Below are 26,295 nucleotides of genomic sequence, written 5' to 3' on the forward strand. Positions count from 1 at the left end.
CAGACGCCCCGGCGCAGGCCGGGGCGTCTTTTTTTTGATCTCGCCGCATCCTGCGCTTGGGTGTTTGGGCGACAACCTTTAAACTAGGGCTTTCCGGGAGGCAGTGAGCCGTGACCCCCCTTATTTTTGTTACTGGCGGTGTGGTGTCCTCGCTTGGCAAGGGCATTGCAGCCGCGTCTCTGGCCTCCATCCTCGAGGCACGTGGCCTGAAGGTCACGATGATGAAGCTGGATCCGTACATCAACGTCGATCCAGGCACGATGAGCCCCTTCCAGCATGGTGAGGTCTACGTCACCGACGACGGTGCCGAGACCGACCTGGACCTGGGCCACTACGAGCGCTTCGTCCACACCCGGTTGAGCCGCAAGAACTCGATCACCACCGGACGCATCTACGAGAACGTGATCCGCAAGGAGCGCCGGGGGGATTACCTCGGTGCCACCGTGCAGGTGATCCCGCACATCACCGACGAGATCCGCCGCTGCATCGACGAGGCCACCGAAGGCTTCGACGTGGCGCTGGTGGAGATCGGCGGCACCGTGGGCGACATCGAGTCGCTGCCGTTCCTTGAGGCCATCCGCCAGGTGCGTACCGAGCGCGGCCCGGAGAAGGCGCTGTTCATGCACCTGACGCTGGTGCCGTTCATCGGCGCTGCCGGTGAACTGAAGACCAAGCCGACCCAGCACTCGGTCAAGGAGCTGCGCTCGATCGGCATCCAGCCGGATGTGCTGCTGTGCCGTTCCGAGCACGCCATCCCGGATTCGGAGCGCCGCAAGATCTCGCTGTTCACCAACGTCTCCGAGCGCGCCGTGATCAGCGTGCCGGACGTGGAAGTGCTGTACCGCGTGCCGATGGGCCTGCATGCGCAGGGCCTGGACGACATCGTGGTCAACCAGCTCAAGCTGGGCGACAAGGCTGGTCCGGCTGACCTGTCCGAATGGGAGTCGGTGCTCGACGCCGCGCTGCATCCGCTGGATGAAGTGACCATCGCCGTGGTCGGCAAGTACGTCGACCACCAGGACGCCTACAAGTCGGTCGGCGAGGCGCTCAAGCACGGCGGCCTGCGCCAGCGCACCAAGGTCAACCTGAAGTGGCTCGAGGCGCAGGAGCTGGCCGAGTCCGGCCTTGCCAGCCTGGACGGCGTGGACGGCATCCTGGTGCCCGGTGGCTTCGGCGACCGAGGCTTCGAAGGCAAGGTGCTGACTTCCCAGTTCGCCCGCGAGCACAAGGTGCCGTACTTCGGCATCTGCTACGGCATGCAGGCGGCAGTGGTGGATTACGCACGCCACGTGGCCGGCCTGGACGGTGCCAACAGCACCGAGAACGACCGCCAGTCGCCGAACCCGGTGATCGGCCTGATCACCGAATGGCGCACCGCCAGCGGCGAAGTCGAGAAGCGCGACGAGAAGTCCGATCTGGGCGGCACCATGCGCCTGGGCCTGCAGGAGCAGCGCCTGAAGCCGGGCACGCTGGCCCACGAGCTGTACGGCAAGGACGTGGTCGCCGAGCGTCACCGCCACCGCTACGAGTTCAACAACCGCTACCGCACCCAGCTGGAAGACGCCGGCCTGGTGATCTCCGGCAAGTCGATGGACGACACGCTGGTGGAAGTGGTCGAGCTGCCGCGTGACCAGCATCCGTGGTTCCTGGCCTGCCAGGCGCACCCGGAGTTCCTGTCCACGCCGCGCGGCGGGCATCCGCTGTTCATCGGGTTCATCCGTGCCGCGCGCGAGCGCAAGGCCGGTGGTGCGCTGCTCAAGGAAGCACGCGCCTGAGGTTCGTCCCTCTCCCGGCGGGAGAGGGCGCCCCGCAAGGGGCGGATGAGGGCAGGGACAGTGGTCGGCTTGATTTCACTGCGTCCTGCCCTTATTCCAGCTTCGTTCCCGACGGGGGCGAGGTTCCACCATCACGAGGTGATTGAATGAAGCTCTGTGGATTTGAAGTAGGTCTGGACCAGCCGCTGTTCCTGATCGCAGGACCCTGCGTGATCGAGTCGATGCAGCTGCAGCTGGATACCGCCGGCAAGCTCAAGGAAATCACCCAGAAGCTGGGGATGAACTTCATCTTCAAGTCCAGCTTCGACAAGGCCAACCGTACCTCCGGCACCAGCTTCCGTGGCCCGGGCCTGGAAGAAGGCCTGAAGGTGCTGGCCGAAGTGAAGAAGCAGATCGGCGTGCCGGTGCTGACCGACGTGCACGAATACACCCCGATGGACGAAGTGGCCTCGGTGGTGGACGTGCTGCAGACCCCGGCGTTCCTGGTGCGCCAGACCGACTTCATCAGGAAGGTCTGCTCGGCCGGGCGCCCGGTCAACATCAAGAAGGGCCAGTTCCTGTCGCCGTGGGACATGAAGCCGGTCGTGGAGAAGGCCAAGTCCACCGGCAACAACGACATCATGGTCTGCGAGCGCGGCGCCAGCTTCGGCTACAACAACCTGGTCAGCGACATGCGCTCGCTGGCGGTGATGCGCGACACGCAGTGCCCGGTGGTGTTCGACGCCACCCACTCGGTGCAGTTGCCGGGCGGGCAGGGCAGCAGCTCCGGCGGCCAGCGCGAGTTCGTGCCGGTGCTGGCACGTGCCGCGGTTGCGGTGGGCGTGGCCGGCCTGTTCGCCGAGACCCATCCCGATCCGTCCAAGGCTTTGTCCGACGGCCCCAACGCCTGGCCGCTGGACAAGATGGAGGCGCTGCTGGAAACCCTGCTGGCGCTGGATTCGATCACCAAGAAGAACGGTTTCCTCGAATCCACCGTCTGATAGCTGCTTGAACCGATGGCCCGTGTTTCACGGGCCATCGGCGTTTCAGGGCCCGGCAGCGGGCCGCTTTCACCCGAAAGCAACGCCTCGCGCCGGCCTTCCCATCGTTTAAACTGCCCCGCAGTTTTACGAAACCCGTCGAATTCAGACTCAACCAACGAGCCTATCCCCCAGATCATGACCACTATCGCCAAGATCCACGCCCGTGAAATCCTCGACAGCCGTGGCAACCCCACGCTGGAAGCCGAAGTCACCCTGGCCGACGGCTCCTTCGGCCGTGCTGCCGTGCCCTCGGGTGCCTCCACCGGCACCAAGGAAGCCGTGGAACTGCGCGATGGTGACAAGACCCGTTACCTGGGCAAGGGCGTGCGCAACGCGGTGGCCAACATCAACGGCACCATCGCCACGGCACTGGCCGGCTTCGATGCCGACGACCAGCAGGGCCTTGACCGTCGTCTGATCGATCTGGACGGTACCGAGAACAAGGGCCGCCTGGGTGCCAACGCGCTGCTGGGTGTTTCGATGGCCGCCGCGCATGCCGCCGCCGCCTCGAAGAAGCAGGCGCTGTGGCAGTACCTGGCCGGCAAGACCGGCGCCACGCCGTCGCTGCCGGTGCCGATGATGAACATCATCAACGGCGGTGCGCATGCCGACAACAACGTGGACTTCCAGGAGTTCATGGTGCTGCCGGTCGGCTTCAGCTCGTTCAGCGAGTCGTTGCGCGCCGGCACCGAAATCTTCCATGCACTGAAGTCGGTGCTGAAGGGCCATGGCCTGAGCACGGCAGTCGGCGATGAAGGCGGTTTCGCACCGGATTTCCGCAGCAACGTCGAGGCACTGGACACCATCCTGGAAGCCATCGGCAAGGCCGGCTACACCGCCGGCGAAGACATCCTGCTGGGTCTGGACGTGGCGTCCAGCGAGTTCTACGAGAACGGCAAGTACAATCTGGTCGGCGAGAACAAGCGCCTGACCTCCGAGCAGTTCGTCGACTTCCTGGCCGACTGGACCAGCCAGTACCCGATCATCACCATCGAGGACGGCCTGGCCGAGAACGACTGGGCAGGCTGGAAGCTGCTGACCCAGCGCATCGGCAACAAGGTGCAGCTGGTCGGTGACGACCTGTTCGTGACCAACCCTAAGATCTTCGCCGAAGGCATCGAGTCGGGCACCGCCAACGCCATCCTGATCAAGGTCAACCAGATCGGCACCCTGACCGAGACCCTGGAAGCCATCGCGATGGCCGACAAGGCGCATTACGCCGCCATCGTCTCGCATCGCTCGGGCGAAACCGAAGACACCACCATCGCCGACATCGCCGTGGCCACCACTGCCACCCAGATCAAGACCGGCTCGCTGTGCCGCAGCGATCGCGTGGCCAAGTACAACCAGCTGCTGCGCATCGAGGAAGCCCTCGGTGCCGGCGCGCGTTACGCCGGCCGTGACGCGTTCGTGTCGCTGAAGCGCTGACGCTGATGCGCAACTGGCGCTGGCTGCTGCTGGTGCTCGCGGTACTGCTGGGTTTGCTGCAGTACCGCTTCTGGTTCGGCCCGGGCAATTCGGGTGAAGTAATGATGCTCGAAGCCCAGGTCGCCAACCAGAAGCGGGACAACGACGGCCTGCAGCAGCGCAACGATGCGCTTGCTGCCGAGGTCAAGGACCTGAAGGAAGGCGAGGCGGCCATCGAAGAGCGCGCGCGTAGCGAGCTGGGCATGATCAAGCCCGGCGAGAAGTTCTACCGCGTGGTGGAGGACGCCCCCGTGGCCGCGCCGGTCGCACCGGCTGCGCCGCCCCCGGCGGCGACCGCGGTCGAGCATGGAACGGAGCCGGTGCCATGATGACCCAGGTCTGGGCGGTGGTTCCGGCAGCCGGCCGTGGCACCCGCTTCGGCGGCCCGGTGCCCAAGCAGTACCTGCTGGCCGACGGCGAGCCGTTGTTGGCGCATACGCTGCATGCCCTGCTGTCCCATCCCGGGGTGGCCGGGGTGATGGTGGCCATTGCCGAGAACGATGTCGATTGGCCGGGCTGGACCTCCTTTGCCGACAAACCGGTGCTCACCTGCGTCGGCGGCGATACCCGCGCCGCGTCGGTGCTGGCGGGGCTGCAGGCCTTGCCGGACAGCGTGCGCGCCGATGACTTCGTGCTGGTGCATGACGCCGCGCGTCCCAACCTGGACGCGGTGGATCTGACCCGCCTGCTGGAAGTCGGCCGTGCCGATCCGGTGGGTGCCATCCTCGCCGCACCGGTGCGCGACACCCTCAAGCGGGCCGGCGACGATGGCGGCATCGACCGTACCGAGCCGCGCGAACGCCTGTGGCGCGCGCTGACCCCGCAGTTGTTCCGACGCCACCAGTTGAGCCGGGCGTTGATCGACGCCGCCACTGCCGGCATCGACGTCACCGATGAGGCGATGGCGATGGAACGGCAGGGTGTGCGTCCGTTGCTGGTGGAAGGGGCCGAGGGCAACTTCAAGGTCACCACGCCGGCCGATCTGGCCCGCTTCGAGTTCGAGCTGTCGCGTCGCGGCAGCTGATATCCCCGCTCGGCGCGCTGCGCCGGCACAGTTCTGACGTACGGTATTGCCATGAATGCTTCCACTCCGTTTCCGCCCATCCGCATTGGACAGGGCTACGACGTCCATGCCTTCGGCCAAGGCGACCACATCATGCTGGGCGGCGTGCGCGTGCCGCACCGTTGCGGCGTGCTCGCCCACAGCGATGGCGACGTGATCCTGCACGCGCTGTGCGATGCCATGCTGGGCGCGCTGGCGCTGGGCGATATCGGCGTGCACTTCCCGCCGTCGGATGACCGTTGGAAGGGCGCGGACAGCAGCCGCTTCGTCAGCCACTGCAATGCGCTGCTGGCCGAACGTGGCTGGCAGGTCGGCAACGCCGACATCACCGTGATCTGCGAACGGCCCAAGGTCGGGCCGCATGCGCTGGCCATGCGCGAGATGGTGGCGCAGCTGCTGGGCATCACGCTGGACCGGGTCAGCATCAAGGCCACCACCAGCGAGAAGCTGGGCTTCACTGGTCGTGAGGAAGGCATCGCCGCGCAGGCGACGGTGCTGTTGGTGGCGCTGTGACCGCGCTGCCGCTGGCGTTCGGTGCGCCGCTGTTGACGGCCTCGATCCGCAGCACGCCGGAGGATTTCCAGGTGGACGAGCTGCCGGCGTTCGAAGCCACCGGCGAGGGGGAACACCTGCTGCTCGACATCCGCAAGCGCGGCGCCAATACCGTTGCCGTCGCCAAGCAGCTGGCGCAGTGGGCCGGCCTGCCGGAAATGGCGGTCAGCTATGCCGGGCAGAAGGATCGCCACGCGGTGACCACGCAGCGCTTCAGCGTGCACCTGCCCAAGCGGGTCGCCCCCGATCTGGCGGCATTGGCGTCCGACGACGTGCAGGTGTTGGCCTCGACCTGGCACAACCGCAAGCTGCAGCGCGGCGCGTTGGCGGGCAACCGGTTCAAGCTGGTGCTGCGTGACCTGCAGGGTGATGCGGCGGCCATCGATGAGCGCCTGCGACTGATCGCCGCACGTGGCTTGCCCAACTGGTTCGGTGAACAGCGCTTCGGTCGCGATGGCGGCAACGTGCCGGCCGCGCTGCAGATGTTTGCCGGACGTCGCGTGCGCAAGGACCAGCGTTCGATGCTGCTGTCGGCCGCGCGCTCGGCCTTGTTCAACCGCGTCCTGGCCGCGCGCGTGGAGCAGGGTAACTGGGACACGCCGTTGGACGGTGAGGTATGGATGCTGGACGGCAGCCGCTCGGTGTTCGGCCCGGAACCGATGAGTGATGTATTGGCCGAGCGCCTGGCGCGTTTCGATATCCATCCCAGCGCGCCGCTGTGGGGCGTCGGCGAGCTGCGTTCCACCGATGCCGCGCGTGCCCTGGAAGAACAGGCGCTGTCCGACGACCAGGCGCTGGCATTGCGGGCCGGGCTTGAAGAAGCCGGCTTGAAACAGGAACGTCGTGCCCTGCGCTTGCGTCCGGCATTGATGCAGCACCAGTGGCTGGCCGCGGACGTGCTCGAACTGTCGTTCGCGCTGCCGCCGGGCTGCTACGCCACAGCGGTGCTGCACGAACTGGGCCAGACCAACGACGCCAGCCGCGCGGAATAACCCCGCCGGTAGCAGCGGCCTCGGCCGCGAAGCCGATGAAAGCGCCGTCGCTCGGATTGCCGGTACCTGTCAGCGATGGGCCAACAACACCAACACCGCCCCGGTGCCGCCCTGTGCCGCCGGGGCGGAATGGAAGGCCAGCACGTCGTTGCGCTGGCGCAGCAGGCGGTCCACCAGGTTCTTCAGCACCGGCGCGCCGCCATCGGCCTGAAGGCCCTTGCCGTGGATGATGCGCACGCAGCCGTGTTCATGGTCGCGCGCTTCGCCCAGGAACTGACGCAACAACCCTTCGGCCTGGGCGGCAGTGGCTCCGTGCAGGTCCAGTTCGTCCTGCACCGAGTACTGGCCGCGCTTGAGTCGCTGGAACATCCGCGCCGGCAGGTTGTCACGCCGGTAGCTGGCGGTGTCGCCGGCTTCCAGGGGCGCGCTGGAGCGCAGCAGCCGGGCGAACTCGCCCAACGCCTCCGATTCATCCTGTTCAGCCATGCGTGCGCGCGGCTTCGGGCGCGGCTTGCCGGTGGCCGGTGTCTCCACTGGCCGCATCGGCGTCACTTCGCCGATGGCCGAGCGGAACAGGGCGCTGTCATCTTCATCTTCGGGGTACGACATGCGCACAGCGTAACCTGCGGCATGTATCCGGCAAATGGCAGGGTAAGTGGCCGGGCGCATTCCGGTATCATGGCCCTTCAGGTCGGCCAGCCTGGCGCCAGGCGCAGGATGGTCCGGCGGTTGCGGCGCGCAGGGGGCGCCGCGTGTTGATCCAGTGATCCAGGTCTTTAATGCGCGTACTTGTAAGCAATGACGACGGTGTGGACGCCCCCGGCATCAAGATGCTCGCCGAGGAGCTCCGCAATGCAGGGCATGAAGTCACCGTGGTGGCCCCGGACCGTGACCGTTCCGGCGCCTCCAACTCGCTCACCCTCGACCAGCCGGTACGGCTGCGTCGCATCGACCATTACACCTGCGCGGTGGCCGGCACGCCGACCGACTGCGTCCACCTTGCGCTGACCGGCATGCTCGAATACGAGCCGGACATCGTCGTGTCGGGCATCAACAATGCCGCCAACCTCGGCGACGACGTGATCTATTCCGGGACCGTGTCCGCGGCGATGGAGGGGCGCTTCCTCGGCCTGCCGTCGGTGGCCGTCTCGCTGGTCACCCACAAGCACGAGGCCAAGCACTTCCGCAGCGCGGCACGTGCGGCGGTGGAGATCGTGGCGCGGTTGATCGCTGATCCATTGCCGGCCGACACCATCCTCAACGTCAACGTGCCGGACCTGGCCTGGGAAGATATCCGTGGCTTCGAGGTCACTCGCTTGGGCAACCGCCATCGTGCCGAGGCCTGCGTGCCGGCGACCGACCCGCGCGGCAACACCGTGTACTGGATCGGCCCGGCGGGCAGCGAGCAGGATGCCGGGCCCGGCACCGATTTCCACGCCGTGCGCACCGGGCATATCTCGATCACCCCGATCCAGGTGGACCTGACCCGCTACGAGGCACTGGAGAAGGTCGCCGGCTGGGTGGGCGGGCTCACCGAATCGCTGGGGAAGGCGGAATGACCCCGCGCCTGCGCCTGCAGCCGGAGGCAGTCGGGATCGGCATGACCTCCCAGCGCGTGCGCGACCGCCTGGTCGACCGCCTGCGCGAAGCCGGCATCGTCAACGAAGCTGCCCTCAACGCGGTGCGCGTCGTGCCCCGTCATCTGTTCATCGATGAAGCGCTGGCCTCACGCGCCTATGAGGACACCGCACTGCCGATCGGCCATGGCCAGACCATCTCCCAGCCCTGGGTCGTGGCGCGCATGACCGAGGCGGTGCTGGCGGTGGAGCCCAGGACCGTTCTGGAGGTCGGCACCGGTTCGGGTTACCAGGCCGCCATCCTGGCCGCGCTGGGGCTGGAGGTGTTCACCGTGGAGCGTATTGGCGACCTGCTGCGGCAGGCCCGCAAGCGCTTCCGCCAGCTGGGCATGAACGTGCGCAGCAAGCATGATGACGGCCGTATCGGGTGGCCCGAGCATGGTCCGTATGACGCCATCGTGGTGACCGCCGCCGCGCCGGCGCTGGTGGACGCGCTGATCGACCAGTTGGCCGTGGGTGGCCGGTTGGTCGCGCCGGTGGGCGGTGCGGGCGGACAGGTGTTGTTGCAGTTGACCCGGCAGGCCGATGGCACCATCGCCCAGGAAGAACTGGCGCCGGTGAGCTTCGTGCCCCTGCTGTCGGGCATGTTGGATTGAACCGGGAACAAGGACTGCAATGAAGATCTTCGGGCCGTTGTACGACCGCGCGATGCGCTGGGCCAACCACGAGCGCGCGCCGACCTACCTGACGGTGCTCAGCTTCGTCGAGGCGATCATCTTCCCGGTGATGCCGGAGGTGATGCTGATGCCGATGTGCGTGGCGCAGCCGCGCAAGGGCTGGTGGTTCGCCACGCTGAGCCTGATCGGCTCGATGGCCGGTGCCCTGGTCGGTTACGCGCTGGGCCATTACGCCTTCGAGGTGCTCAAGCCGGTCTTCGAGTGGATGGGCATGCTGCCGGCGATCGAGTCGGGCATCGCCACGCTGCAGGAAAAGATGATCGAATCGCCATGGGCGGTGTTCACTTTCCTGGTGCTGGGTGGTTTCATGCCCATTCCGATGAAGGTCTTCACATGGGCCTCGGGTATCGTGGGCGTACCGCTGCCGCAGTACGTGTTGAGCATGCTGGTCGGGCGCGGCAAGCGCGTGTACCTGTTGGCGGCGGTAATCCGCTTCGGTGGCGCGCGCGCGGTCGAGGCGCTGCGTCGTTGGATCGAACCATTGGGCTGGATTGCCACCGTGCTGGTGGTGGGCCTGGTGGGCTGGCTGGTCTGGAGAGCGAAATTCGCATGAATGCAAAGAAGTTGGGCAAGGGGATCCGCGGTGCGGCGGCAGTGGCGATGGTCATCGCGCTGGCGGCCTGCGGTACGGCCACGGTGGTCAAGAAGCCGGCAGGTGGCTCGTCCGCGGGCGCCGCGTCGACCACGCCGCGTACCTCGGTGCCGCGGCCGGGACAGACGGTGACGGTACGCCGCGGCGATACGTTGTTCGGCCTGGCCCGCATCAACAACATCACCCCGAGTGACCTGGCTGCGTGGAACGGCCTGTCCAATCCCAACACGATCTACCCCGGGCAGACCCTGAAGCTGTATCCGCAGGGCAGCGGCACCGCCGCCACGCGGCCGTCCGGCAGCGGTTCGGCCACGACCACGACGCGCCCGCCGACCCCGACGGCGCCGGTCACGGCGCCGGTCAACAGCGGCATCAGCTGGCGTTGGCCGGCCGACGGCGCGCTGGTCGGGCGTTTCGTGGCCGGCGAGACCACCAAGCAGGGCGTTGATATCGCCGGTTCCAGCGGGCAGGCCGTGCGTGCGGCCGGTCCGGGCGTGGTGGTGTACTCCGGCGCCGGGCTGGTCGGTTACGGCGAGCTGATCATCATCAAGCACAACGACCAGTGGCTGTCGGCTTATGGTCACAACCGCAAGCGCCTGGTCAACGAAGGGCAGAGCGTGAAGGCCGGCGACCAGATCGCCGAGATGGGCCGCACCGGCACCTCGCGCGACATGCTGCACTTCGAAATCCGCTACAACGGCAAGCCGGTCGACCCGCTGCAGTACCTGCCCAGCCGCTGATGCATCGCCGTCGGCCGGGATGAAGTGCAGAACGCTCCCGGCTGTTTGGTATCGACGCGATCAAACAAAAAGCCCGATGCGATGCATCGGGCTTTTTGCGTTGGGCGAGCGCTGGGCGATGGGCGAACGCTCAGGCGGCGGGTTCCAGGATGAACGCGACCACGACCTTGCGGTTCTCGCCGGCCAGCACATTGAAGGTGCGGGCGGCGGAGGCATTGTTCATCACCTCGATGCCGATGCCGCGGGTCAGGCAAGCCGCCATCACCGCCGGGGCGGGGAACACTTGCTTCTCGCCGGTGGCCAGGATCACCAGCTCCGGGTCCTGCGCCAGCGCGGCATCCAGGTGCTCGGGCGTCAGTGTTCTGGCGGAGGTGACCGGCCAGTTCTCGATCAGCTGGTTGGGGGCCAGCACGAAGCTGTGCTGCAGGGTCTGGTCGTTTACCCGGGCCTGGTGGCCATCGGCCGATCGCAGGGAGTAGGTGTAGTCCGGCAGTTCACGGCTGAGCAACATGTGGGCAATCCTCGGCGGTCAGCCGCGGGGCAGCACGATCTGGCGCTTTTCCTTGGCCGGGCGGTACAGCACGGCGACGAAGCCGATGCGCTGCACCAGCGCGCTGCCGCTGGCCTGGACCAGTTCGGCGACGATGGCTTCACGGGCTTCGCGGTCCTCGGCGCCCACCTTTACCTTGATCAGCTCGTGGCGTTCCAGCACTTCGTCCAGCTCCGCCAGGAAGGCGGGAGTAACCCCCTTGCCGCCGATCTGCAGTAGTGCTTTCAGATCGTGCGCCACGCCGCGCAGGAATCGGTTTTGGGCCGGGGTCAGGACAATGGACATGCAGGAATACGGGTTATCAAGGGGGTTCAGGGTATCATGACCACCCCTGTAAGCCCCATTCTCGATGCCTTCCCATAGCAAGAGCAGCCAGCGCTGGCTGAAAGAACACTTTTCCGATCCCTTTGTGAAAAAGGCACAAAAGGAGGGGATGCGCTCGCGTGCGGCCTACAAGCTGGAAGAGCTGCTGGAGCGCGACCGCCTGCTCAAGCCGAACATGGTGGTGGTCGACCTCGGTGCCGCCCCGGGTGGTTGGTCTCAGCAGGTGCGGAGACAGATGGGCGACACCGGCCGGGTCCTGGCCCTGGACATCCTGGAGATGCCGCCGCTGGCCGGGGTTGAGTTCCTTCACGGTGACTTCAGGGAAGAAACCGTCCTATCCCAGTTTGAAGCCATGCTGGGGAATCAGCCGGTAGACCTTGTGCTGTCGGATATGGCCCCCAATAAGAGTGGCATGGATGCGGTCGACCAGCCGCGGATGATGCACCTGGCCGAGTTGGCGATGGATTTCGCCGACAACCACCTCAAGCGGGGTGGGGCGTTCCTGATCAAGCTGTTCCAGGGCGTTGGCTTTGATGACTACGTGCGCGAGATGCGCCGGCGTTATGACAAGGTGTCCATCCGCAAGCCGGAGGCCTCGCGCAAGCGTTCGCCCGAGGTGTATGCCCTGGGCCAAGGCAAGCGCAAGCAGATCAAGTAAGCTCAACCATACGACCGCGTTAAGAAATTAGAGGGACATCGGAGCCGATGAGGATGAACGACCTGACCAAGAACCTCCTGCTTTGGGTGGTTGTCGCCGTCGTGCTGATGGTGGTGTTCCAGAGCTTCGCCCCGCGCGGCGGAGCCGTTGCTGCAGGCGATGCGCGCAATTACACGCAGTTCCTGCAGGAAGTGGACTCGGGCCGGATCAAGTCGGTCGAGTACACCGACAAGACCACGCTCACCACCAACCACCTGCGTTTCAAGCGCTCCGACGGCTCGGAGGGCCAGCTGTTCGCACCGGCCGACCCGAAGCTGCTGGACCAGCTGTATTCCAAGAACGTCGAAGTGGCACGCCAGGAGCCGGCCACCGGCCCGGGCTTCTGGGGTCTGGTGCTGCAGTTCCTGCCGGTGCTGCTGTTGATCGGCTTCTGGATCTTCATGATGCGCCAGATGCAGGGCGGTGGCGGTGGTGCCAAGGGCGCGATGTCCTTCGGCAAGTCGCGCGCCAAGCTGCAGGGCGAGGACCAGATCAAGGTCACCTTCGCCGACGTCGCCGGTTGCGACGAGGCCAAGGAGGAAGTCGGCGAGCTGGTCGAGTTCCTGCGTGACCCGACCAAGTTCACCAAGCTGGGCGGCAAGATCCCGCGCGGCGTGCTGATGGTGGGCCCGCCGGGTACCGGCAAGACGCTGCTGGCCAAGGCCATCGCCGGCGAGGCCAAGGTGCCGTTCTTCGCGATCTCCGGTTCGGACTTCGTCGAGATGTTCGTTGGCGTCGGCGCCAGCCGCGTGCGTGACATGTTCGAGCAGGCCAAGAAGCATGCGCCGTGCATCATCTTCATCGACGAAATCGATGCCGTCGGCCGCCATCGCGGCTCCGGTATGGGCGGTGGCCACGATGAGCGCGAGCAGACCCTGAACCAGATGCTGGTCGAGATGGACGGCTTCGAGGGCGGTGAGGGTGTGATCGTGATCGCCGCCACCAACCGTCCGGACGTGCTGGACAAGGCGCTGCTGCGCCCGGGCCGCTTCGATCGCCAGGTCATGGTTGGCCTGCCCGACATCAAAGGCCGCGAGCAGATCCTGCGCGTGCACCTGCGCAAGGTGCCGGCCGCCGATGACGTGCGTCCGGAAGTGCTGGCACGGGGTACCCCGGGCTTCTCCGGTGCGGACCTGGCCAACCTGATCAATGAAGGCGCCCTGTTTGCGGCTCGTCGCAACAAGCAGGAAGTCGACATGAAGGACTTCGAGGACGCCAAGGACAAGATCTACATGGGTCCGGAGCGTCGCAGCATGGTCATGCGCGAGGATGAGCGTCGCAACACCGCTTATCACGAGTCCGGCCACGCCGTGGTGGCGATGTCGCTGCCCAAGGCCGACCCGGTCCACAAGGTGACGATCATGCCGCGCGGCTGGGCATTGGGCGTGACCTGGCAGCTGCCGGAGCACGACCACATCAGCAAGTACAAGGACCGCATGCTGGAAGAGCTGGCGATCCTGTTTGGTGGCCGCATTGCCGAGGAGATCTTCGTCGGCCAGATGTCCACCGGCGCGTCCAACGACTTCGAGCGTGCGACCAAGCTGGCCCGCGGCATGGTCACCAAGTACGGCATGTCCGATGTGCTGGGCACCATGGTCTACGCCGATGACGAAGGCGGCTATGGCATGCACAACAAGACCATTTCCGAGGCCACTCAGCAGAAGGTGGACGCGGAGATCCGTCGCATCCTCGACGAGCAGTACGCCGTTGCCTACAAGATCCTGGAAGAAAAGCGCGACGTGGTCGAGGCCATGACCGCGGCGCTGCTGGAATGGGAAACCATCGACGCCGAGCAGGTGAAGGCGCTGATGGAAGGCCGCGAGCCGTCGCCGCCGGCCGGTTGGGTGGCCAAGGGTGGCAACAACGACCGCACCGGTGACGGCAAGGGCGGCGACGACCAGCGCCCGGTGACGCCGATCACCGACCCGGCCGGCCAGCACTGACCGTCCAGCGATGAGCGTGACGAAACGGGCCGGCCTTCCGGCCCGTTTCCGTTTGCGGCCGCCCCGCGCTGGGCGAGAATAGGCGCGACTCCTGTTATCCCGGTACCGACATGAACACCCCCAAGCCGCAGCAGCCACCACCGCTCAACATGCCGGAAATGGTCATCGCGACCGTGGCCGGCGTTGCCTTCGGGGTGAAGACCGGCAACTACCTGACCGGCATCTTCGTCGGCGTGGTGCTGGGCGTGGTGTTGAGCCTGATCGGCAACAGGATCCGTTCGAGGAACAAGCGCTGATGTTCGATATCGCCCCCATGCTCGATTGCGCCGGCCGCAAGCTGCGGTTGGACCGCCCGCAGGTGATGGGCATCGTCAACGTCACCCCGGATTCGTTCTCTGATGGCGGCCAGCACTTCAGCGTGGACGCCGCGGTCGAACACGCGCTGGCGCTGGTGGAGCAGGGTGCGGACCTGCTCGATATCGGGGGAGAGTCGACCCGCCCGGGTGCCACGCCGGTATCGGTGCAGGAGGAAATCGATCGCGTCGCGCCGGTGATCGCCGCGCTGTACGAACGTACCGGGGTGCCGCTGAGCGTGGATACCTTCAAGCCGGAGGTGATGCGGGCGGCGCTGGCGGTCGGTGCCGGGATGGTCAATGACGTGCAGGCGCTGCAGCAGCCCAGGGCGATGGATGCAGTGGCCGGCGCCGGCGCAGCGGTGGTGCTGATGCATGCGGTGGGTGGGCCGTACGCGGCGGGGCAGGCGCAGGCCTATGACGACATCGCCGGTGACGTCCAGCGCTTCCTTGCCGAGCGCGTGTTCGCCGCGGAGATGGCGGGGGTTGCCCGTAACCGGCTGGTGGTCGATCCGGGCTATGGCTTCAACAAGGACACCGCGCAGAATTTCGCGCTGCTGGCGGCCCAGGAACGCCTGCTGACGCTCGGCGTGCCGGTGCTGGCAGGCTTCTCGCGCAAGCGCTGCATCGGCGATGTGACCGGGCGTGCGCTGGCGGCCGAGCGGGTTGCCGGTTCGTTGGCGGCGCACCTGCTGGCGGTCCAGCGCGGCGCAAAGATCGTGCGCGTGCATGACGTCGCCGCGACCGTGGATGCATTGAAAGTACTGGCTGCAGTCGATGCGGTGCCGGTGTCGCGAGCCGACACGCCGGCGATGCCGCGTTGGCCGGACGAGGATTGATGGCCGTCGACCAGCGGCCCTTGGCCATCGCCCTGATGGGCCCGACCGCCTCTGGCAAGACCGCGGCGGCGATCGCCCTGGCCAAGGCGAATGGCGGCGAGATCGTCAGCGTCGACTCGGCGCTGGTCTACCGTGGCCTGGAGATCGGCGCAGCCAAGCCGGATGCCGCAGAGCAGGCGGGCATTCCCCATCACCTGCTGGACCTGCGCGATCCGTGGCAGACGTACTCGGCGGCGGAGTTCGCCGCCGATGCCGCGGCCGCGGTGCGTGACATTGTCGCGCGCGGCAAGCTGCCGATCCTCGCCGGTGGAACGGGGTTGTACTTCCGGGCGTTGCTGCAGGGGTTGTCGCCGATGCCCGAGGCGGATCCGGCCATGCGCGCGCAGATCACCGCCGAGGCCGGGGAAGCGGGGTGGGCAGCCTTGCACGCGCAACTGGCGGGGATCGACCCGGTGGCCGCGCGACGCATCCATGCCACCGACCCGCAGCGCATCCAGCGGGCACTGGAGGTCTATCGCCTGACCGGCAAGCCGATCAGCTACTGGCAGGCCCAGCCCGGCATCGCCCGCTTGCCGGTGCGGGTGCTCAAGCTGGTGCTGTCACCGGCGGACCGCTCGGTGCTGCACCAACGCATCGAGCAGCGCTTCGACCTGATGCTCCAGCACGGTTTCCTTGACGAGGTGCGTGGGCTGCGGGCCTTGCCACAGATGGCGCAGGTGCCCTTGCCGCTGGACCTGCCGGCCATTCGCGCGGTCGGCTATCGCCAGGCCTGGCAGTTCCTGGACGGGCAGGGCAGCGTGGCCGAGTTCCGTGACAAGGGGGTCTTCGCCACCCGCCAACTGGCCAAGCGCCAGTTGACCTGGTTGCGTGGCGAACTGGATGCCCGCTGGTTTGACCCGCAACACGAAATGGACCGCCTGCGGAACGCGGTTTCGCTGTTTTTGGGAAACTGAGAGGCCCCCGGCCGGTGTTACCATCGAGGTTCCGGATCGGCAGGGGAGTGCCGGCCATCCGGCCCATAAGAACAATAACGAGGAGTAGACGATGTCCAAGGGGCAGTCTTTGCAGGATCCGTTTCTGAACGCATTGCGCCGCGAGCGCGTGCCGGTTTCGGTGTACCTGGTCAATGGCATCAAGTTGCAGGGCACGATCGAATCGTTCGATCAGTTCGTGGTGCTGCTGCGCAATACCGTCAGCCAGATGGTCTACAAGCACGCCATCTCCACCGTGGTGCCGGCGCGCAACGTCAAGGTTGGCCCGGGCGGTGGTTACGTGCAGTCCGCCGACAGCAGTTCCCAGGCAGGCGATGACGACAACGAATAAGCAGGTGGCGGCGCATGTTTGACCGCTCGAAACGGGGCGAACATGCGTTGCTGATCCAGCCGCATGCAGGGCGGCTGGAAGAGGATGTGCTGGAGGAATTCACCGATCTGGCCCGCTCCGCCGGCGCCAGCATCGCGGCGACCATCGCCGCGCGCATGGATCGGCCCAACCCCTCCACGCTGATCGGCAGCGGCAAACTGGACGAGGTGAAGGCTGCGGCCGACGCCACCGGCGCCGACCTGGTGCTGGTGAACCATCAGCTCACCCCCGTGCAGGAGCGCAATCTGGAGCGGTTCCTGGAACGGCGCGTGATCGATCGTACCGGCCTGATCCTGGACATCTTCGCCCAGCGTGCGCACAGCCATGAAGGCAAGCTGCAGGTCGAGCTGGCGCAGTTGCGTCATCTGGCCACCCGGCTGGTCCGCGGCTGGACCCACCTGGAGCGCCAGCGTGGCGGTTCCATCGGTCTGCGTGGCCCGGGCGAAACCCAGCTGGAAACCGACCGCCGCCTGCTGCAGAAGCGGGTGGAGCAACTGCAGAAGCGCCTGGAAAAGGTCGAAGTGCAGCGCACCCAGATGCGTCGCGCGCGCGTGCGCAGCGAAATGCCGCGCGTGGCGCTGGTGGGCTACACCAACGCCGGCAAGTCCACGCTGTTCAATGCACTGACCGGTGCGGGTGCGTATGCGGCGGACCAGTTGTTCGCCACGCTCGACCCGACCGTGCGGCGCATCGCGCTGCCCGGCGGCAAGGCGATGCTGGCCGACACCGTGGGTTTCGTCCGCGATCTGCCGCACGAACTGGTCGCGGCCTTCCGTTCGACCCTGTCCGAGGCGCGCGAAGCGGACTTCCTGCTGCACCTGGTCGATGCGGCCGATCCGCTGCGCGAGGAGCGCATCGCGCAGGTCGACGAGGTGCTGCAGGCGGTGGGTGCCGGCGAGCTGCCGCAGTTGCTGGTATTCAACAAGATCGACCGGATCGAAGGTGCCGAGGTGCGTCATGACGCGCAGGACGGCGTGCCGGATGAGTCTCGCCGCGAGCGCGTCTGGATTTCGGCGCGCGACGGACGCGGGCTGGAATTGCTGCAATCCGTGCTGGGCCGCCGGCTCGGCCTGCAGCACGTGACCGGCACGATCCGGCTGCCGCCCAGTGCAGGCCGCCTGCGTTCGCGCCTGCATCAGCTGGAGGTGATCCGCAGCGAGCAGGCCGACGATGAGGGCTGGTTGATCGAAGTAGACCTGCCCATTGCGGAGGCGGAGAAACTGGCGGCCGGCGCCGACGGTGCGGTGATCCGCGCATTGTTGCCGGAGCCGGAACCGGAGTGGTGACATCGAAGGGCCGCCAAGTGGCCCTTCTGCCATCCAGGGCTCGGCAAAGGGGCGCATCCGGCGATGATTTGCGTTACAACGCTGTCATCCCCCACGGACGTTCCCATGAGCATTCCCACCGACTTCGACCTGGACCAGCTGGCCGCCCAGCTAGGTGAGCGCCTGCGCGCGGCGCGTGATCACGTGGTCACCGCCGAGAGCTGCACCGGTGGCTGGATCGCCAAGGCCATGACCGGCGTTGCGGGCTCGTCGGACTGGTTCGACAGCGGCATGGTCGTCTACAGCTACGAGGCCAAGCAGGCACTGTTGGGCGTCAGTCCGCAGACGCTGGAAAGCCATGGCGCGGTCAGTCGCGAAACCGTGATCGAGATGGTTTCCGGCGCACTGGTGCGCTCGGGTGCAAGCGTGGCCGTGGCGGTGACCGGCATCGCGGGGCCGGGTGGCGGCAGCGAGGACAAGCCGGTTGGCACCGTGTGGATCGGCTGGAAGCGTCGTGGGGGCTACACCCGCGCCGAGTTGTTCCATTTCGAGGGTGACCGCGAAGCCGTGCGACGGCAGACCGTGGGCGCCGCGCTGCGCGGCCTGGAAACCCTGTGAGGGTATTCAGGCAGGGATGAAGTCCTGGCCGGCCGGAACGTCGTGGCGGTTCAGCCAACTGAACTCCTGCCCTGTTGACGGCGGCTTTTGTTAGTAGCAATACTACTAACCATGAACCTGACCGATACCCAGCAGGCCATCCTCGACCTGATCGCCGAGCGCATCGAAGCCGAGGGCGTGCCCCCATCGCAGACCGAGATCGCACGTGCCTTTGGCTTCAAGGGCGTGCGCTCGGCCCAATATCACCTGGATGCCCTGGAAGCGGCCGGCGCCATCGAGCGCGTGCCGGGTCGGGCGCGTGGTATCCGCGTGGTACGCCCCTCGGCCGGGACAGACGCCGCCGTGCCGGCCCTGCCTGCCGCCAACGACCAGATCCTGCGCTTGCCGGTGCTGGGGCGCGTGGCCGCGGGTCTGCCGATCGGCGCGGACATCGGCTCGGATGACTTCGTGGTGCTGGACAAGGTGTTCTTCTCGCCGGCGCCGGACTACCTGCTCAAGGTGCAGGGCGATTCGATGATCGACGAGGGCATCTTCGATGGCGACCTGATCGGCGTGCACCGCACCCGTGACGCGCGCTCGGGCCAGATCGTGGTGGCGCGGATCGATGAGGAGATCACGGTCAAGCTGCTCAAGATCGCCAAGGACCGCATCCGCCTGCTGCCCCGCAATCCCGACTACGCGCCGATCGAAGTGCTGCCCGACCAGGACTTCTCGATCGAAGGCCTGTATTGCGGCCTGCTCCGGCCGAACCGCTGATGGGGACGGATTGCGCAGCCATAACCACCTGTTTTTCTTACGTTAGAGGGCTGGTTGTGCTGCTGCCGGTATCCTTGCCGGCCCAATAATTTTGTCGTCTCGCCGCCAGTCTCAGCCTTTGCGATACGACACCCCTACAGTGGACCCCATGACGAAATCTACGAAATCAACGACGAGGACGAACCCGATGGACGAGAACAAGAAGCGCGCGCTCGCCGCTGCACTGGGCCAGATCGAAAAGCAGTTCGGCAAGGGTTCGGTGATGCGCATGGGTGACCGTGTGGTCGAGCCCGTCGAGGCCATCCCGACCGGCTCGCTGATGCTGGATATCGCGCTGGGCATTGGTGGCCTGCCGAAGGGCCGCGTCGTTGAGATCTACGGCCCGGAGTCCTCCGGCAAGACCACCCTGACCCTGCAGGCCATCGCCGAGTGCCAGAAGCTGGGCGGCACCGCCGCCTTCATCGACGCCGAGCACGCGCTGGACCCCATCTACGCCGCCAAGCTGGGCGTGAACGTGGATGACCTGCTGCTGTCCCAGCCCGATACCGGTGAACAGGCACTTGAAATCGCCGACATGCTGGTGCGTTCGGGCTCGGTGGACATCCTGGTGATCGACTCGGTGGCTGCACTGACCCCGAAGGCGGAAATCGAAGGCGAGATGGGCGACCAGCTGCCGGGCCTGCAGGCCCGCCTGATGAGCCAGGCGCTGCGCAAGCTGACCGGCAATATCAAGCGTTCCAACACGCTGGTGATCTTCATCAACCAGCTGCGCATGAAGATCGGCGTGATGATGCCGGGCCAGAGCCCGGAAACCACCACCGGCGGCAATGCGTTGAAGTTCTACGCCTCGGTGCGCCTGGATATCCGTCGCATCGGCGCGATCAAGAAGGGTGACGAGATCATCGGCAACCAGACCAAGATCAAGGTGGTCAAGAACAAGCTGGCCCCGCCGTTCAAGCAGGTCATCACCGAGATCCTCTATGGCGAGGGCATTTCGCGCGAAGGCGAGCTGATCGACATGGGCGTGGACGCCAAGCTCGTCGAGAAGGCGGGTGCCTGGTACAGCTACGGCGACGAGCGCATCGGCCAGGGCAAGGACAACGCCCGTGGTTACCTGCGCGACAACCCGCAGGTCGCCGCGCGCCTGGAAGCCGAGCTGCGCGAGAAGTTCCAGCCGTCCGAAGCTGCGCGTGAAGAAGGCGACGACGAGCAGGACGAGGAATGAGTTTCCCGTGGGGGCGGGCGGCGCATCGTCAGTGACGTCGTCCCGCTCCCGCGGCATTTTATCCAGGAGCCGTTGTGCCAGGGATGGCGCCATCCTGGAGGGTGATGGACGCAATGAGCGAGTTTGAGGAGCCAGCGGCCGGCAAGGGCAAGCGCCGCCGTGAGCAGACCCCCTTGCAGCGGGCGCTGGGCCTGCTGGTGCGCCGCGAGCATTCGCGCAAGGAGCTTGGCCGCAAGCTGAAGGCCCGGGGCATCGAGGCCGAAGCGGTGGACGCCGCCGTGAACCGGCTGGCCGAGGAGGGCTGGCAGGACGATACCCGCTTCGCCGAAGCGCTGGTCCGCAACCGGGCCAATACCGGCTATGGGCCGTTGCATATCCGGGCCGAACTGGGCACCCATGGGTTGAGCGGGGAGCAGATCGAGGCCGCGATGGCCACGTTCGAGGGCGATTGGGCGGAGAACGCCCGTGAGCTGGTATGCCGCCGTTTTGGCGAGGACGGCCCGCAGGAACTGCCGCAACGGCGCAAGGCCGCCGATCTGTTGGCCCGGCGCGGGTTTGACGGCAGCTGTATCCGCAGCGCTACCCGATACGATCCAGAGGACTGAGAGGGCTGGGCCTGATACCCTTTCAGGGTTTCGGTTGTCCCGAATTCCCGTGCCCGCCAGGGTGGTCGGGACCCGTCTGCCAGCTTATTGCCAGTCCCCATGAATACACCTGTCAAATTCACTACCTCCCAGATCCGCAGCGATTTCCTCGAATTCTTCAAGAGCAAGGGCCACACCATCGTGCCGTCGGCGCCGCTGGTGCCGGGCAATGACCCGACCCTGCTGTTCACCAACTCCGGCATGGTGCAGTTCAAGGACGTGTTCCTGGGGGCGGAAAAGCGCAGCTACGTGCGCGCGGCCGACGTCCAGCGCTGCCTGCGTGCCGGTGGCAAGCACAACGACCTCGACTCGGTGGGCTACACCGCCCGTCACCACACGTTCTTCGAGATGCTGGGCAACTGGTCCTTCGGTGACTACTTCAAGAAGGAAGCCATCGCTTGGGCGTGGGAACTGCTGACCCAGGTCTGGAAGCTGCCGGCCGAGCGCCTGCTGGTCACCGTCTATCACACCGACGACGAAGCCCATGCGCTGTGGCGTGACATGGTGGGCATCCCGGAAGAGCGCATCGTGCGCATCGGCGACAACAAGGGTGCACCGTACGCGTCGGACAACTTCTGGCAGATGGCCGACACCGGCCCGTGTGGCCCCTGCACCGAGATCTTCTACGACCACGGTGCGCATATCGCCGGTGGTCCCCCGGGCTCGCCGGACGAGGATGGCGACCGCTTCATCGAGATCTGGAACCTGGTGTTCATGCAGTTCGACCGCCAGCCTGACGGCTCGCTGCAGCCATTGCCGGCGCCGTGCGTGGATACCGGCATGGGCCTGGAGCGCCTGGCGGCGATCCTGCAGCATGTGCATACCAATTATGAAATCGACCTGTTCCAGGCGTTGATCCGCAAGGCCGCCGAGCTGACCGGCACGGCCGACCTGGAGAACAAGTCGTTGCGCGTGATCGCCGATCACATCCGCGCCTGTTCGTTCCTGATCGTCGATGGCGTGCTGCCGTCGAACGAAGGCCGTGGTTACGTCCTGCGCCGCATCATCCGTCGCGCATTGCGCCATGGGTGGATGCTGGGCGTGCGCCAGCCGTTCTTCAGCAAACTGGTGCCGACCCTGGTCGAGCAGATGGGCGAGGCCTATCCGGAGCTGCCGGCACAGGTCGATACGGTCGTGCGTGCCCTGCAGGCCGAGGAGGAGCGCTTTGCCGAAACCCTCGACGCCGGCATGAAGATCTTCGACGACGTCGCCGCCAAGGTGAGCGATGGGGTGATCCCGGGCGTGGATGCGTTCCGCCTGTACGACACGTACGGCTTCCCGCTTGACCTCACCCAGGACATCGCGCGCGAGCGTGACCTGACCGTGGACACCGACGGCTTCGACGCCGCAATGGAAGACCAGCGCCGCAAGGGCCGTGAAGCCGGCAAGTTCGGCGGTGGCGTGACGCTGTCCGCCGAACTGGTCGCTACGCTGAAGCCGACCGTGTTCCTGGGGTACGACCGCCTGCAGGCTGATGGCCTGACCGTGGTCGCGCTGCTCAAGGATGGCCGTCCGGTGGAGAGCGTCCAGGCCGGTGATGAGGTCATCGTGCTGACTGACCAGACCCCGTTCTACGCCGAGTCCGGTGGCCAGGTCGGTGATACCGGCACGCTGGTGGGCAACGGCTTGCAGATCGCCGTCGGCGACACGCAGAAGTTCGCGGGCCAGTTCCACGGCCATGTCGGTACGTTGAAGCAGGGTGCCCTGAAGATCGGCGACGTGCTGGCCGGGCAGGTGGATGCCCAGCGTCGTGGCGCCACCATTCTCAATCACTCCGCTACCCACCTGTTGCATGCGGCCCTGCGCGAAGTGCTGGGTACCCATGTGCAGCAGAAGGGCTCGCTGGTGGCGCCGGATCGCCTGCGCTTCGACTTCTCGCACTTCCAGCCGATCACGGCCGAAGAGCTGGCTGTCATCGAGCGCAAGGTCAACGAGCAGGTGCGTGCCAACAATGCGGCCGAAGTGCACAACATGGGCATGCAGGAAGCGTTGGATTTCGGTGCGATGGCGCTGTTCGGCGAGAAGTACGGCGAGCACGTGCGTGTCCTGAAGATGGGCGAGTACTCGACCGAACTGTGCGGCGGCACGCACGTGTCGCGCACCGGTGACATCGGCCTGTTCAAGATCACCTCCGAAGGCGGTGTGTCCTCGGGCGTGCGCCGCATCGAGGCGGTGACCGGGCAGGGCGCGCTGGACTACGTGGCCGACGAGGAGCAGCGCCTGCATGATGCGGCCCAGTTGCTGGGCGGCAGTGCAGGGGACGTGGTGGACAAGATCCGCCAGCTGGGCGAGCGCCAGAAGAAGCTGGAGCGCGAGCTGGAAGCACTCAAGGCCAAGGTGGCCTCCGGTGCGACCGAGGACCTGGGCGCCTCGGCCATCGAGGTTGGCGGCGTGAAGGTGCTTGCCGCCCGCCTGGAAGGCTTTGACGCCAAGGCCCTGCGCGACGCCATGGACCGCCTCAAGCAGCAGTTGGGCGACGCGGTGATCCTGCTGGCGGGCGTGCAGGACGGCAAGGCGGCGCTGGTCGCCGGTGTGAACGGCGCCGCACTGGGCAAGGTCAAGGCCGGGGAACTGCTCTCCCATGTCGCCGGTCAGATCGGAGGCAAGGGCGGCGGCCGTCCAGACATGGCCCAGGGTGGCGGTGAGGATGGTCCGAAGCTCGTGTCGGCCCTTGACGGTGTGCTGGCGTGGATAAAGCCGCATTTGACCTGAACATGAACAGAAATCTGCCTTGAAGGTCTTTGCGCCCTGCCGTTAACATTGGGAGTCTTTTCCCTTTGTCGTGGGGCGCATCGCTTCAAAGCGCGCCAATGCCGGCGGGAAGCCCCCCGGTTCCATGGAGATTCGCAAAAATGTTGATCCTGACTCGCCGTGTAGGCGAAACCCTGATGATTGGCGACTCGGTCAGCGTGACCGTGCTCGGTGTCAAGGGCAACCAGGTACGTATCGGTATCACCGCGCCGAAGGATGTGGCAGTGCATCGCGAGGAGATTTTCCAGCGCATCCAGCGTGGCGATGATGCGGGTGCATCGGGAAGTGAAGAAACTTCCGAATAAGGGTTTACCTTTCACCTCGTTTAACGTTATTCTTCGCGCCCCGCTACGGAATACGCAGCGGGCAAGAAAAACGGAGTGATGCCCGAGAGGCCGAAGGGGCTCCCCTGCTAAGGGAGTATAGGGTCAAAAGCTCTATCGAGGGTTCGAATCCCTCTCACTCCGCCAAGTGTTGAACTAAGCCGCTGATTACAGCGGCTTTTTTCATGCCGCGAGATCCTGCCCCATGTTTTGCCCCATGTTCGGCGACCAGGCGTTTCCTGCTGCAACTGCGAGGATGAAGGCGTCGATTTCGGGCTGGAACCACAGCGACTTCGTGCCGATCTTGCGCGGCTTGGGGAACTCGCCGCGGGCCATCATGCGGTAGATGGTGGCCGTGCTGATGCCGACCTTCTGCTTCACTTCCTTCAGTGGCAGCAGCGCGATCTCGTCAGCCATGTTGCTCTCCTTCCAGCGCCGCGCGGGCGCTCTTGATTCGGTCTTCGTTGGCCAGCGCCTGGGCGCGCAGCCGGATGATCTCGTCGGCGGCCGTGGCCAGCTGCTCGCGCAGCAGGTCCTTGGGCGGCTGCTTCATCCGCTTGGCCGGCTTGGGGAATAGCTGCTGGGTGGTCACCGTGGCTTCCTCGCAAATGGCCGCATGATCTTCTTCGCCTCTTCCAGGTCGCCGCGGGCGAGCGCGATCACGGCCAAGCCGCGCGCCTCCCACATGCGGCGGGTACGTGGCCGGGCCTTGTCCAGGTTGACCCCGGCCTTGCGGGCCAGGTCGTGACCGATGGCAATGTGGTCGATCGCTTCAGCGGCGCTCATACGGCATACCTCGGCATTGGCCGCACAGGCCCGAACCACATGCGCATGCAGTTGTTCAGCTCAACCTGCACCGGGTCGGGGTGGACCGGCGGCAGGGGAGCGCGGAGCCGGCGCTGGTCGTTGATGCAGACGGCACAGGTGCGCGCGCGGCCCTGGCGCCCCTTGCTCGGGAAGGCCAGATCGGGGAGCAGGCGTTGGCATGCGTTGCAGTTACGCATTCGCAGCCCCCTTCGCGCCCGTCGCCATGGCCCGGGACAGCATCCGCACCAGCCGGTCATAGACCAGGGCGAGGCGGGGATCCTCGGACCAATGCCAGTGATGCCATCCATCTGTCTCGTCTCCACGTTCAGTCGGATACTTGCGCTCCATCAGCGCCCGGGCTTCGGCGCGGACAGCAGCACGCTTGGACAGGTAGCGACGCCCTGCGGTAGGTGCGCGATAGACGGTCACCTTGATCGGCTCAACTCGCATCCTTCACCCCCTGCGGGCGGGCGGCGAGCAGCGTTGCCCACAGCGCCCTGAGTTCAGCCCTGCCGAGGCCGGTTTGCCTGTTCGCGTTTCGCAGCTGCTCGTCAGTCAACTCAACCGGAACCGCCGTCCATGCTGCCGGCGCGGTAGCGGAACCGTCACAGTTCTGGCGTACACCGGAGGCATGCTCCAGTGCATCCGCTGCCACGAGACGTTCACCGGCTTCTCCGAGGTCGAGCCCAACATCGACAGCTTCGGGATGCACTTCATGTGCCCCGAGTGCGGGCGACGGAACAACCTGCGGACTGTCGGCCACGATGGCGACACGGTGCTGATTGAGCAGTGCGGCCCGGCAATCATTCCAACCCCGGTTGTAGATCGCTGAATCGGCCTGCTCCTGCCGCGACTCGTCTGCGCGCAATGGCTCAGTGACCCGAGCTGCAGGCACCTCCGGCGCGGCGCGCAGGGCGGCGGCGGCCTCGCGTAGCAGTGTCGGCAGTTCCTTTTCGCCTAGCATTCCGTAGGCCGAGGCGGTCGTATCAAGGCGGGATGCCAACTCCCTGGCGCGCTGCTGGTCATTCACGGGACACCTCCCATCCAGTTGTCCGCAGGTATGCGGCCATCAGCTTCTCGATGCATGCTCGGCATGCGAGTGGCTTCTGCGGCCCGTAAGGGATTTTCAGCTTCCAACTTGCGTCCAGGGTCGTGGGGCCAACGTCGCGATATCCGCCGTTCACAGTGATGGACATATCGCCCTCGTTTGCATCGCACTCCTGCTGACACAGGTCACAGGTGCAGACAGTGACGGTCTTCGTTTCAATCGCCATCCGACACCCCCGCGCCGTGGCTGGTGGGCTGCTTGTTGCGCTGTGCA

Annotated in this window: 32 protein-coding genes and 1 tRNA gene; 25 read left to right on the forward strand and 8 right to left on the reverse strand. The window is 66.1% G+C overall.

Going from position 1 to position 26,295, the window contains the following annotated elements; genetic code table 11:
• The first annotated feature begins 110 nt into the window (after nucleotides 1–110).
• The 7 genes from ATCM_RS02690 to truD all read left to right on the forward strand — a co-directional run bounded on the left by ATCM_RS02690 (nucleotide 111) and on the right by truD (nucleotide 6,871).
• Complete coding sequence (locus ATCM_RS02690; RefSeq protein ID WP_132862717.1) at nucleotides 111–1,775, forward strand: CTP synthase; 1,665 nt, start codon at nucleotides 111–113, stop codon at nucleotides 1,773–1,775.
• A 146-nt stretch (nucleotides 1,776–1,921) separates the two neighbouring features.
• Entirely contained in the window at nucleotides 1,922–2,755 is an 834-nt protein-coding gene (gene kdsA, locus ATCM_RS02695) for a 3-deoxy-8-phosphooctulonate synthase (RefSeq protein WP_132862718.1), read from the forward strand.
• A gap of 177 nt (nucleotides 2,756–2,932) precedes the next feature.
• A complete protein-coding gene (gene eno / locus ATCM_RS02700; protein WP_132862719.1) occupies nucleotides 2,933–4,225 on the forward strand; it encodes a phosphopyruvate hydratase in 1,293 nt (430 codons plus the stop codon).
• A gap of 5 nt (nucleotides 4,226–4,230) precedes the next feature.
• Nucleotides 4,231–4,593: a cell division protein FtsB gene (ftsB, locus tag ATCM_RS02705; RefSeq protein ID WP_132862720.1), complete on the forward strand. Its 363-nt coding sequence runs from the start codon at nucleotides 4,231–4,233 to the stop codon at nucleotides 4,591–4,593.
• Complete coding sequence (gene ispD, locus ATCM_RS02710) at nucleotides 4,590–5,288, forward strand: 2-C-methyl-D-erythritol 4-phosphate cytidylyltransferase (protein ID WP_132862721.1); 699 nt, start codon at nucleotides 4,590–4,592, stop codon at nucleotides 5,286–5,288. Before ftsB ends, ispD begins: the two co-directional genes overlap by 4 nt.
• A gap of 51 nt (nucleotides 5,289–5,339) precedes the next feature.
• On the forward strand, nucleotides 5,340–5,840 hold the full coding sequence (ispF, locus tag ATCM_RS02715) for a 2-C-methyl-D-erythritol 2,4-cyclodiphosphate synthase (RefSeq protein WP_132862722.1): 501 nt from the start codon (nucleotides 5,340–5,342) through the stop codon (nucleotides 5,838–5,840).
• The gene (gene truD, locus ATCM_RS02720) at nucleotides 5,837–6,871 is read left to right on the forward strand and encodes a tRNA pseudouridine(13) synthase TruD (protein WP_132862723.1); all 1,035 of its coding nucleotides are present in this window, start codon (nucleotides 5,837–5,839) and stop codon (nucleotides 6,869–6,871) included. Before ispF ends, truD begins: the two co-directional genes overlap by 4 nt.
• Before the next feature lie 69 nt (nucleotides 6,872–6,940).
• Here the strand turns inward: truD and ATCM_RS02725 are convergent, their stop codons facing one another.
• Entirely contained in the window at nucleotides 6,941–7,480 is a 540-nt protein-coding gene (locus ATCM_RS02725; RefSeq protein WP_132862724.1) for a Smr/MutS family protein, read from the reverse strand.
• 170 nt (nucleotides 7,481–7,650) lie between these two features.
• Here ATCM_RS02725 and surE point away from each other — a divergent pair, with 170 nt between their 5' ends.
• Genes surE through ATCM_RS02745 form a run of 4 tightly spaced genes read left to right on the forward strand, consistent with a single transcriptional unit; the run spans nucleotide 7,651 to nucleotide 10,517 of the window.
• Nucleotides 7,651–8,430, forward strand: a complete 780-nt coding sequence (gene surE / locus ATCM_RS02730) for a 5'/3'-nucleotidase SurE (RefSeq protein ID WP_132862725.1) — start codon at nucleotides 7,651–7,653, stop codon at nucleotides 8,428–8,430.
• Nucleotides 8,427–9,104, forward strand: a complete 678-nt coding sequence (locus ATCM_RS02735) for a protein-L-isoaspartate(D-aspartate) O-methyltransferase (protein ID WP_132862726.1) — start codon at nucleotides 8,427–8,429, stop codon at nucleotides 9,102–9,104. The genes surE and ATCM_RS02735 overlap by 4 nt, the downstream gene beginning before the upstream one ends.
• Before the next feature lie 19 nt (nucleotides 9,105–9,123).
• Entirely contained in the window at nucleotides 9,124–9,738 is a 615-nt protein-coding gene (locus tag ATCM_RS02740) for a YqaA family protein (RefSeq protein WP_132862727.1), read from the forward strand.
• Nucleotides 9,735–10,517, forward strand: a complete 783-nt coding sequence (locus ATCM_RS02745) for a peptidoglycan DD-metalloendopeptidase family protein (RefSeq protein ID WP_132862728.1) — start codon at nucleotides 9,735–9,737, stop codon at nucleotides 10,515–10,517. Before ATCM_RS02740 ends, ATCM_RS02745 begins: the two co-directional genes overlap by 4 nt.
• 130 nt (nucleotides 10,518–10,647) lie before the next feature.
• Here the strand turns inward: ATCM_RS02745 and ATCM_RS02750 are convergent, their stop codons facing one another.
• Both ATCM_RS02750 and yhbY read right to left on the reverse strand, forming a co-directional pair.
• Nucleotides 10,648–11,028 (reverse strand): Mth938-like domain-containing protein, encoded by a 381-nt coding sequence (locus tag ATCM_RS02750; protein ID WP_132862729.1) that lies wholly within the window; start codon nucleotides 11,026–11,028, stop codon nucleotides 10,648–10,650.
• Between the two features lie 18 nt (nucleotides 11,029–11,046).
• Nucleotides 11,047–11,352, reverse strand: a complete 306-nt coding sequence (gene yhbY / locus ATCM_RS02755) for a ribosome assembly RNA-binding protein YhbY (RefSeq protein WP_132862730.1) — start codon at nucleotides 11,350–11,352, stop codon at nucleotides 11,047–11,049.
• Nucleotides 11,353–11,416: 64 nt separating this feature from the next.
• Here yhbY and rlmE point away from each other — a divergent pair, with 64 nt between their 5' ends.
• The 14 genes from rlmE to ATCM_RS02825 all read left to right on the forward strand — a co-directional run bounded on the left by rlmE (nucleotide 11,417) and on the right by ATCM_RS02825 (nucleotide 24,314).
• On the forward strand, nucleotides 11,417–12,049 hold the full coding sequence (gene rlmE, locus ATCM_RS02760) for a 23S rRNA (uridine(2552)-2'-O)-methyltransferase RlmE (RefSeq protein WP_132862731.1): 633 nt from the start codon (nucleotides 11,417–11,419) through the stop codon (nucleotides 12,047–12,049).
• A gap of 53 nt (nucleotides 12,050–12,102) precedes the next feature.
• Nucleotides 12,103–14,031 (forward strand): ATP-dependent zinc metalloprotease FtsH, encoded by a 1,929-nt coding sequence (gene ftsH / locus ATCM_RS02765; protein WP_132862732.1) that lies wholly within the window; start codon nucleotides 12,103–12,105, stop codon nucleotides 14,029–14,031.
• Between the two features lie 110 nt (nucleotides 14,032–14,141).
• Complete coding sequence (locus ATCM_RS02770; RefSeq protein WP_132862733.1) at nucleotides 14,142–14,327, forward strand: hypothetical protein; 186 nt, start codon at nucleotides 14,142–14,144, stop codon at nucleotides 14,325–14,327.
• On the forward strand, nucleotides 14,327–15,223 hold the full coding sequence (folP, locus tag ATCM_RS02775) for a dihydropteroate synthase (protein ID WP_132862734.1): 897 nt from the start codon (nucleotides 14,327–14,329) through the stop codon (nucleotides 15,221–15,223). Before ATCM_RS02770 ends, folP begins: the two co-directional genes overlap by 1 nt.
• Nucleotides 15,223–16,176 carry a tRNA (adenosine(37)-N6)-dimethylallyltransferase MiaA gene (gene miaA, locus ATCM_RS02780; protein ID WP_132862735.1) on the forward strand — a complete coding sequence of 318 codons (954 nt, stop codon included), beginning with the start codon at nucleotides 15,223–15,225 and terminating at the stop codon, nucleotides 16,174–16,176. Before folP ends, miaA begins: the two co-directional genes overlap by 1 nt.
• A gap of 91 nt (nucleotides 16,177–16,267) precedes the next feature.
• Nucleotides 16,268–16,546 (forward strand): RNA chaperone Hfq, encoded by a 279-nt coding sequence (hfq, locus tag ATCM_RS02785; protein WP_132862736.1) that lies wholly within the window; start codon nucleotides 16,268–16,270, stop codon nucleotides 16,544–16,546.
• Between the two features lie 14 nt (nucleotides 16,547–16,560).
• The gene (gene hflX, locus ATCM_RS02790; protein WP_132862737.1) at nucleotides 16,561–17,871 is read left to right on the forward strand and encodes a ribosome rescue GTPase HflX; all 1,311 of its coding nucleotides are present in this window, start codon (nucleotides 16,561–16,563) and stop codon (nucleotides 17,869–17,871) included.
• A 105-nt stretch (nucleotides 17,872–17,976) separates the two neighbouring features.
• Nucleotides 17,977–18,468: a CinA family protein gene (locus tag ATCM_RS02795; RefSeq protein ID WP_165931105.1), complete on the forward strand. Its 492-nt coding sequence runs from the start codon at nucleotides 17,977–17,979 to the stop codon at nucleotides 18,466–18,468.
• A gap of 111 nt (nucleotides 18,469–18,579) precedes the next feature.
• Nucleotides 18,580–19,224 carry a transcriptional repressor LexA gene (lexA, locus tag ATCM_RS02800; protein WP_132862738.1) on the forward strand — a complete coding sequence of 215 codons (645 nt, stop codon included), beginning with the start codon at nucleotides 18,580–18,582 and terminating at the stop codon, nucleotides 19,222–19,224.
• 187 nt (nucleotides 19,225–19,411) lie between these two features.
• The gene (gene recA / locus ATCM_RS02805) at nucleotides 19,412–20,449 is read left to right on the forward strand and encodes a recombinase RecA (RefSeq protein WP_132862739.1); all 1,038 of its coding nucleotides are present in this window, start codon (nucleotides 19,412–19,414) and stop codon (nucleotides 20,447–20,449) included.
• 113 nt (nucleotides 20,450–20,562) lie between these two features.
• Nucleotides 20,563–21,054, forward strand: a complete 492-nt coding sequence (gene recX, locus ATCM_RS02810) for a recombination regulator RecX (protein ID WP_132862740.1) — start codon at nucleotides 20,563–20,565, stop codon at nucleotides 21,052–21,054.
• Between the two features lie 99 nt (nucleotides 21,055–21,153).
• On the forward strand, nucleotides 21,154–23,805 hold the full coding sequence (gene alaS / locus ATCM_RS02815) for an alanine--tRNA ligase (RefSeq protein ID WP_132862741.1): 2,652 nt from the start codon (nucleotides 21,154–21,156) through the stop codon (nucleotides 23,803–23,805).
• Nucleotides 23,806–23,945: 140 nt separating this feature from the next.
• A complete protein-coding gene (gene csrA, locus ATCM_RS02820; protein ID WP_132862742.1) occupies nucleotides 23,946–24,149 on the forward strand; it encodes a carbon storage regulator CsrA in 204 nt (67 codons plus the stop codon).
• 72 nt (nucleotides 24,150–24,221) lie between these two features.
• Nucleotides 24,222–24,314: transfer RNA gene (locus ATCM_RS02825), tRNA-Ser, on the forward strand.
• Between the two features lie 36 nt (nucleotides 24,315–24,350).
• Here the strand turns inward: ATCM_RS02825 and ATCM_RS02830 are convergent.
• From ATCM_RS02830 to ATCM_RS19050, 5 genes are all read right to left on the reverse strand, one after another.
• A complete protein-coding gene (locus tag ATCM_RS02830; protein ID WP_132862743.1) occupies nucleotides 24,351–24,584 on the reverse strand; it encodes an AlpA family phage regulatory protein in 234 nt (77 codons plus the stop codon).
• On the reverse strand, nucleotides 24,577–24,759 hold the full coding sequence (locus ATCM_RS02835) for a hypothetical protein (RefSeq protein WP_132862744.1): 183 nt from the start codon (nucleotides 24,757–24,759) through the stop codon (nucleotides 24,577–24,579). The genes ATCM_RS02830 and ATCM_RS02835 overlap by 8 nt, the downstream gene beginning before the upstream one ends.
• Nucleotides 24,756–24,953, reverse strand: coding sequence for a hypothetical protein (locus ATCM_RS02840; RefSeq protein ID WP_132862745.1), 198 nt, complete (start codon nucleotides 24,951–24,953; stop codon nucleotides 24,756–24,758). The genes ATCM_RS02835 and ATCM_RS02840 overlap by 4 nt, the downstream gene beginning before the upstream one ends.
• Before the next feature lie 210 nt (nucleotides 24,954–25,163).
• The gene (locus ATCM_RS02845; protein ID WP_132862746.1) at nucleotides 25,164–25,403 is read right to left on the reverse strand and encodes a hypothetical protein; all 240 of its coding nucleotides are present in this window, start codon (nucleotides 25,401–25,403) and stop codon (nucleotides 25,164–25,166) included.
• Nucleotides 25,404–25,413: 10 nt separating this feature from the next.
• A complete protein-coding gene (locus ATCM_RS19050; protein WP_165931106.1) occupies nucleotides 25,414–26,004 on the reverse strand; it encodes a hypothetical protein in 591 nt (196 codons plus the stop codon).
• Nucleotides 26,005–26,295: the final 291 nt, after the last annotated feature.

The sequence above is a fragment of the Stenotrophomonas sp. ATCM1_4 genome, assembly GCF_004348115.1.
Taxonomy (GTDB): Bacteria; Pseudomonadota; Gammaproteobacteria; order Xanthomonadales; family Xanthomonadaceae; genus Stenotrophomonas; species Stenotrophomonas capsici.

Excerpts from the sequence above, each read along its gene's own strand:
- kdsA (WP_132862718.1), top strand. The coding sequence starts at position 1,922 with ATGAAGCTCTGTGGATTTGAAGTAGGTCTGGACCAGCCGCTGTTCCTG.
- eno (WP_132862719.1), top strand. The coding sequence starts at position 2,933 with ATGACCACTATCGCCAAGATCCACGCCCGTGAAATCCTCGACAGCCGT.
- ftsB (WP_132862720.1), top strand. The coding sequence starts at position 4,231 with ATGCGCAACTGGCGCTGGCTGCTGCTGGTGCTCGCGGTACTGCTGGGT.
- ispD (WP_132862721.1), top strand. The coding sequence starts at position 4,590 with ATGATGACCCAGGTCTGGGCGGTGGTTCCGGCAGCCGGCCGTGGCACC.
- ispF (WP_132862722.1), top strand. The coding sequence starts at position 5,340 with ATGAATGCTTCCACTCCGTTTCCGCCCATCCGCATTGGACAGGGCTAC.
- ATCM_RS02725 (WP_132862724.1), bottom strand. The coding sequence starts at position 7,480 with ATGTCGTACCCCGAAGATGAAGATGACAGCGCCCTGTTCCGCTCGGCC.
- surE (WP_132862725.1), top strand. The coding sequence starts at position 7,651 with ATGCGCGTACTTGTAAGCAATGACGACGGTGTGGACGCCCCCGGCATC.
- ATCM_RS02735 (WP_132862726.1), top strand. The coding sequence starts at position 8,427 with ATGACCCCGCGCCTGCGCCTGCAGCCGGAGGCAGTCGGGATCGGCATG.
- ATCM_RS02740 (WP_132862727.1), top strand. The coding sequence starts at position 9,124 with ATGAAGATCTTCGGGCCGTTGTACGACCGCGCGATGCGCTGGGCCAAC.
- ATCM_RS02745 (WP_132862728.1), top strand. The coding sequence starts at position 9,735 with ATGAATGCAAAGAAGTTGGGCAAGGGGATCCGCGGTGCGGCGGCAGTG.
- ATCM_RS02750 (WP_132862729.1), bottom strand. The coding sequence starts at position 11,028 with ATGTTGCTCAGCCGTGAACTGCCGGACTACACCTACTCCCTGCGATCG.
- yhbY (WP_132862730.1), bottom strand. The coding sequence starts at position 11,352 with ATGTCCATTGTCCTGACCCCGGCCCAAAACCGATTCCTGCGCGGCGTG.
- rlmE (WP_132862731.1), top strand. The coding sequence starts at position 11,417 with ATGCCTTCCCATAGCAAGAGCAGCCAGCGCTGGCTGAAAGAACACTTT.
- ftsH (WP_132862732.1), top strand. The coding sequence starts at position 12,103 with ATGAACGACCTGACCAAGAACCTCCTGCTTTGGGTGGTTGTCGCCGTC.
- ATCM_RS02770 (WP_132862733.1), top strand. The coding sequence starts at position 14,142 with ATGAACACCCCCAAGCCGCAGCAGCCACCACCGCTCAACATGCCGGAA.
- folP (WP_132862734.1), top strand. The coding sequence starts at position 14,327 with ATGTTCGATATCGCCCCCATGCTCGATTGCGCCGGCCGCAAGCTGCGG.
- miaA (WP_132862735.1), top strand. The coding sequence starts at position 15,223 with ATGGCCGTCGACCAGCGGCCCTTGGCCATCGCCCTGATGGGCCCGACC.
- hfq (WP_132862736.1), top strand. The coding sequence starts at position 16,268 with ATGTCCAAGGGGCAGTCTTTGCAGGATCCGTTTCTGAACGCATTGCGC.
- hflX (WP_132862737.1), top strand. The coding sequence starts at position 16,561 with ATGTTTGACCGCTCGAAACGGGGCGAACATGCGTTGCTGATCCAGCCG.
- ATCM_RS02795 (WP_165931105.1), top strand. The coding sequence starts at position 17,977 with ATGAGCATTCCCACCGACTTCGACCTGGACCAGCTGGCCGCCCAGCTA.
- lexA (WP_132862738.1), top strand. The coding sequence starts at position 18,580 with ATGAACCTGACCGATACCCAGCAGGCCATCCTCGACCTGATCGCCGAG.
- recA (WP_132862739.1), top strand. The coding sequence starts at position 19,412 with ATGGACGAGAACAAGAAGCGCGCGCTCGCCGCTGCACTGGGCCAGATC.
- recX (WP_132862740.1), top strand. The coding sequence starts at position 20,563 with ATGAGCGAGTTTGAGGAGCCAGCGGCCGGCAAGGGCAAGCGCCGCCGT.
- alaS (WP_132862741.1), top strand. The coding sequence starts at position 21,154 with ATGAATACACCTGTCAAATTCACTACCTCCCAGATCCGCAGCGATTTC.
- csrA (WP_132862742.1), top strand. The coding sequence starts at position 23,946 with ATGTTGATCCTGACTCGCCGTGTAGGCGAAACCCTGATGATTGGCGAC.
- ATCM_RS02830 (WP_132862743.1), bottom strand. The coding sequence starts at position 24,584 with ATGGCTGACGAGATCGCGCTGCTGCCACTGAAGGAAGTGAAGCAGAAG.
- ATCM_RS02840 (WP_132862745.1), bottom strand. The coding sequence starts at position 24,953 with ATGAGCGCCGCTGAAGCGATCGACCACATTGCCATCGGTCACGACCTG.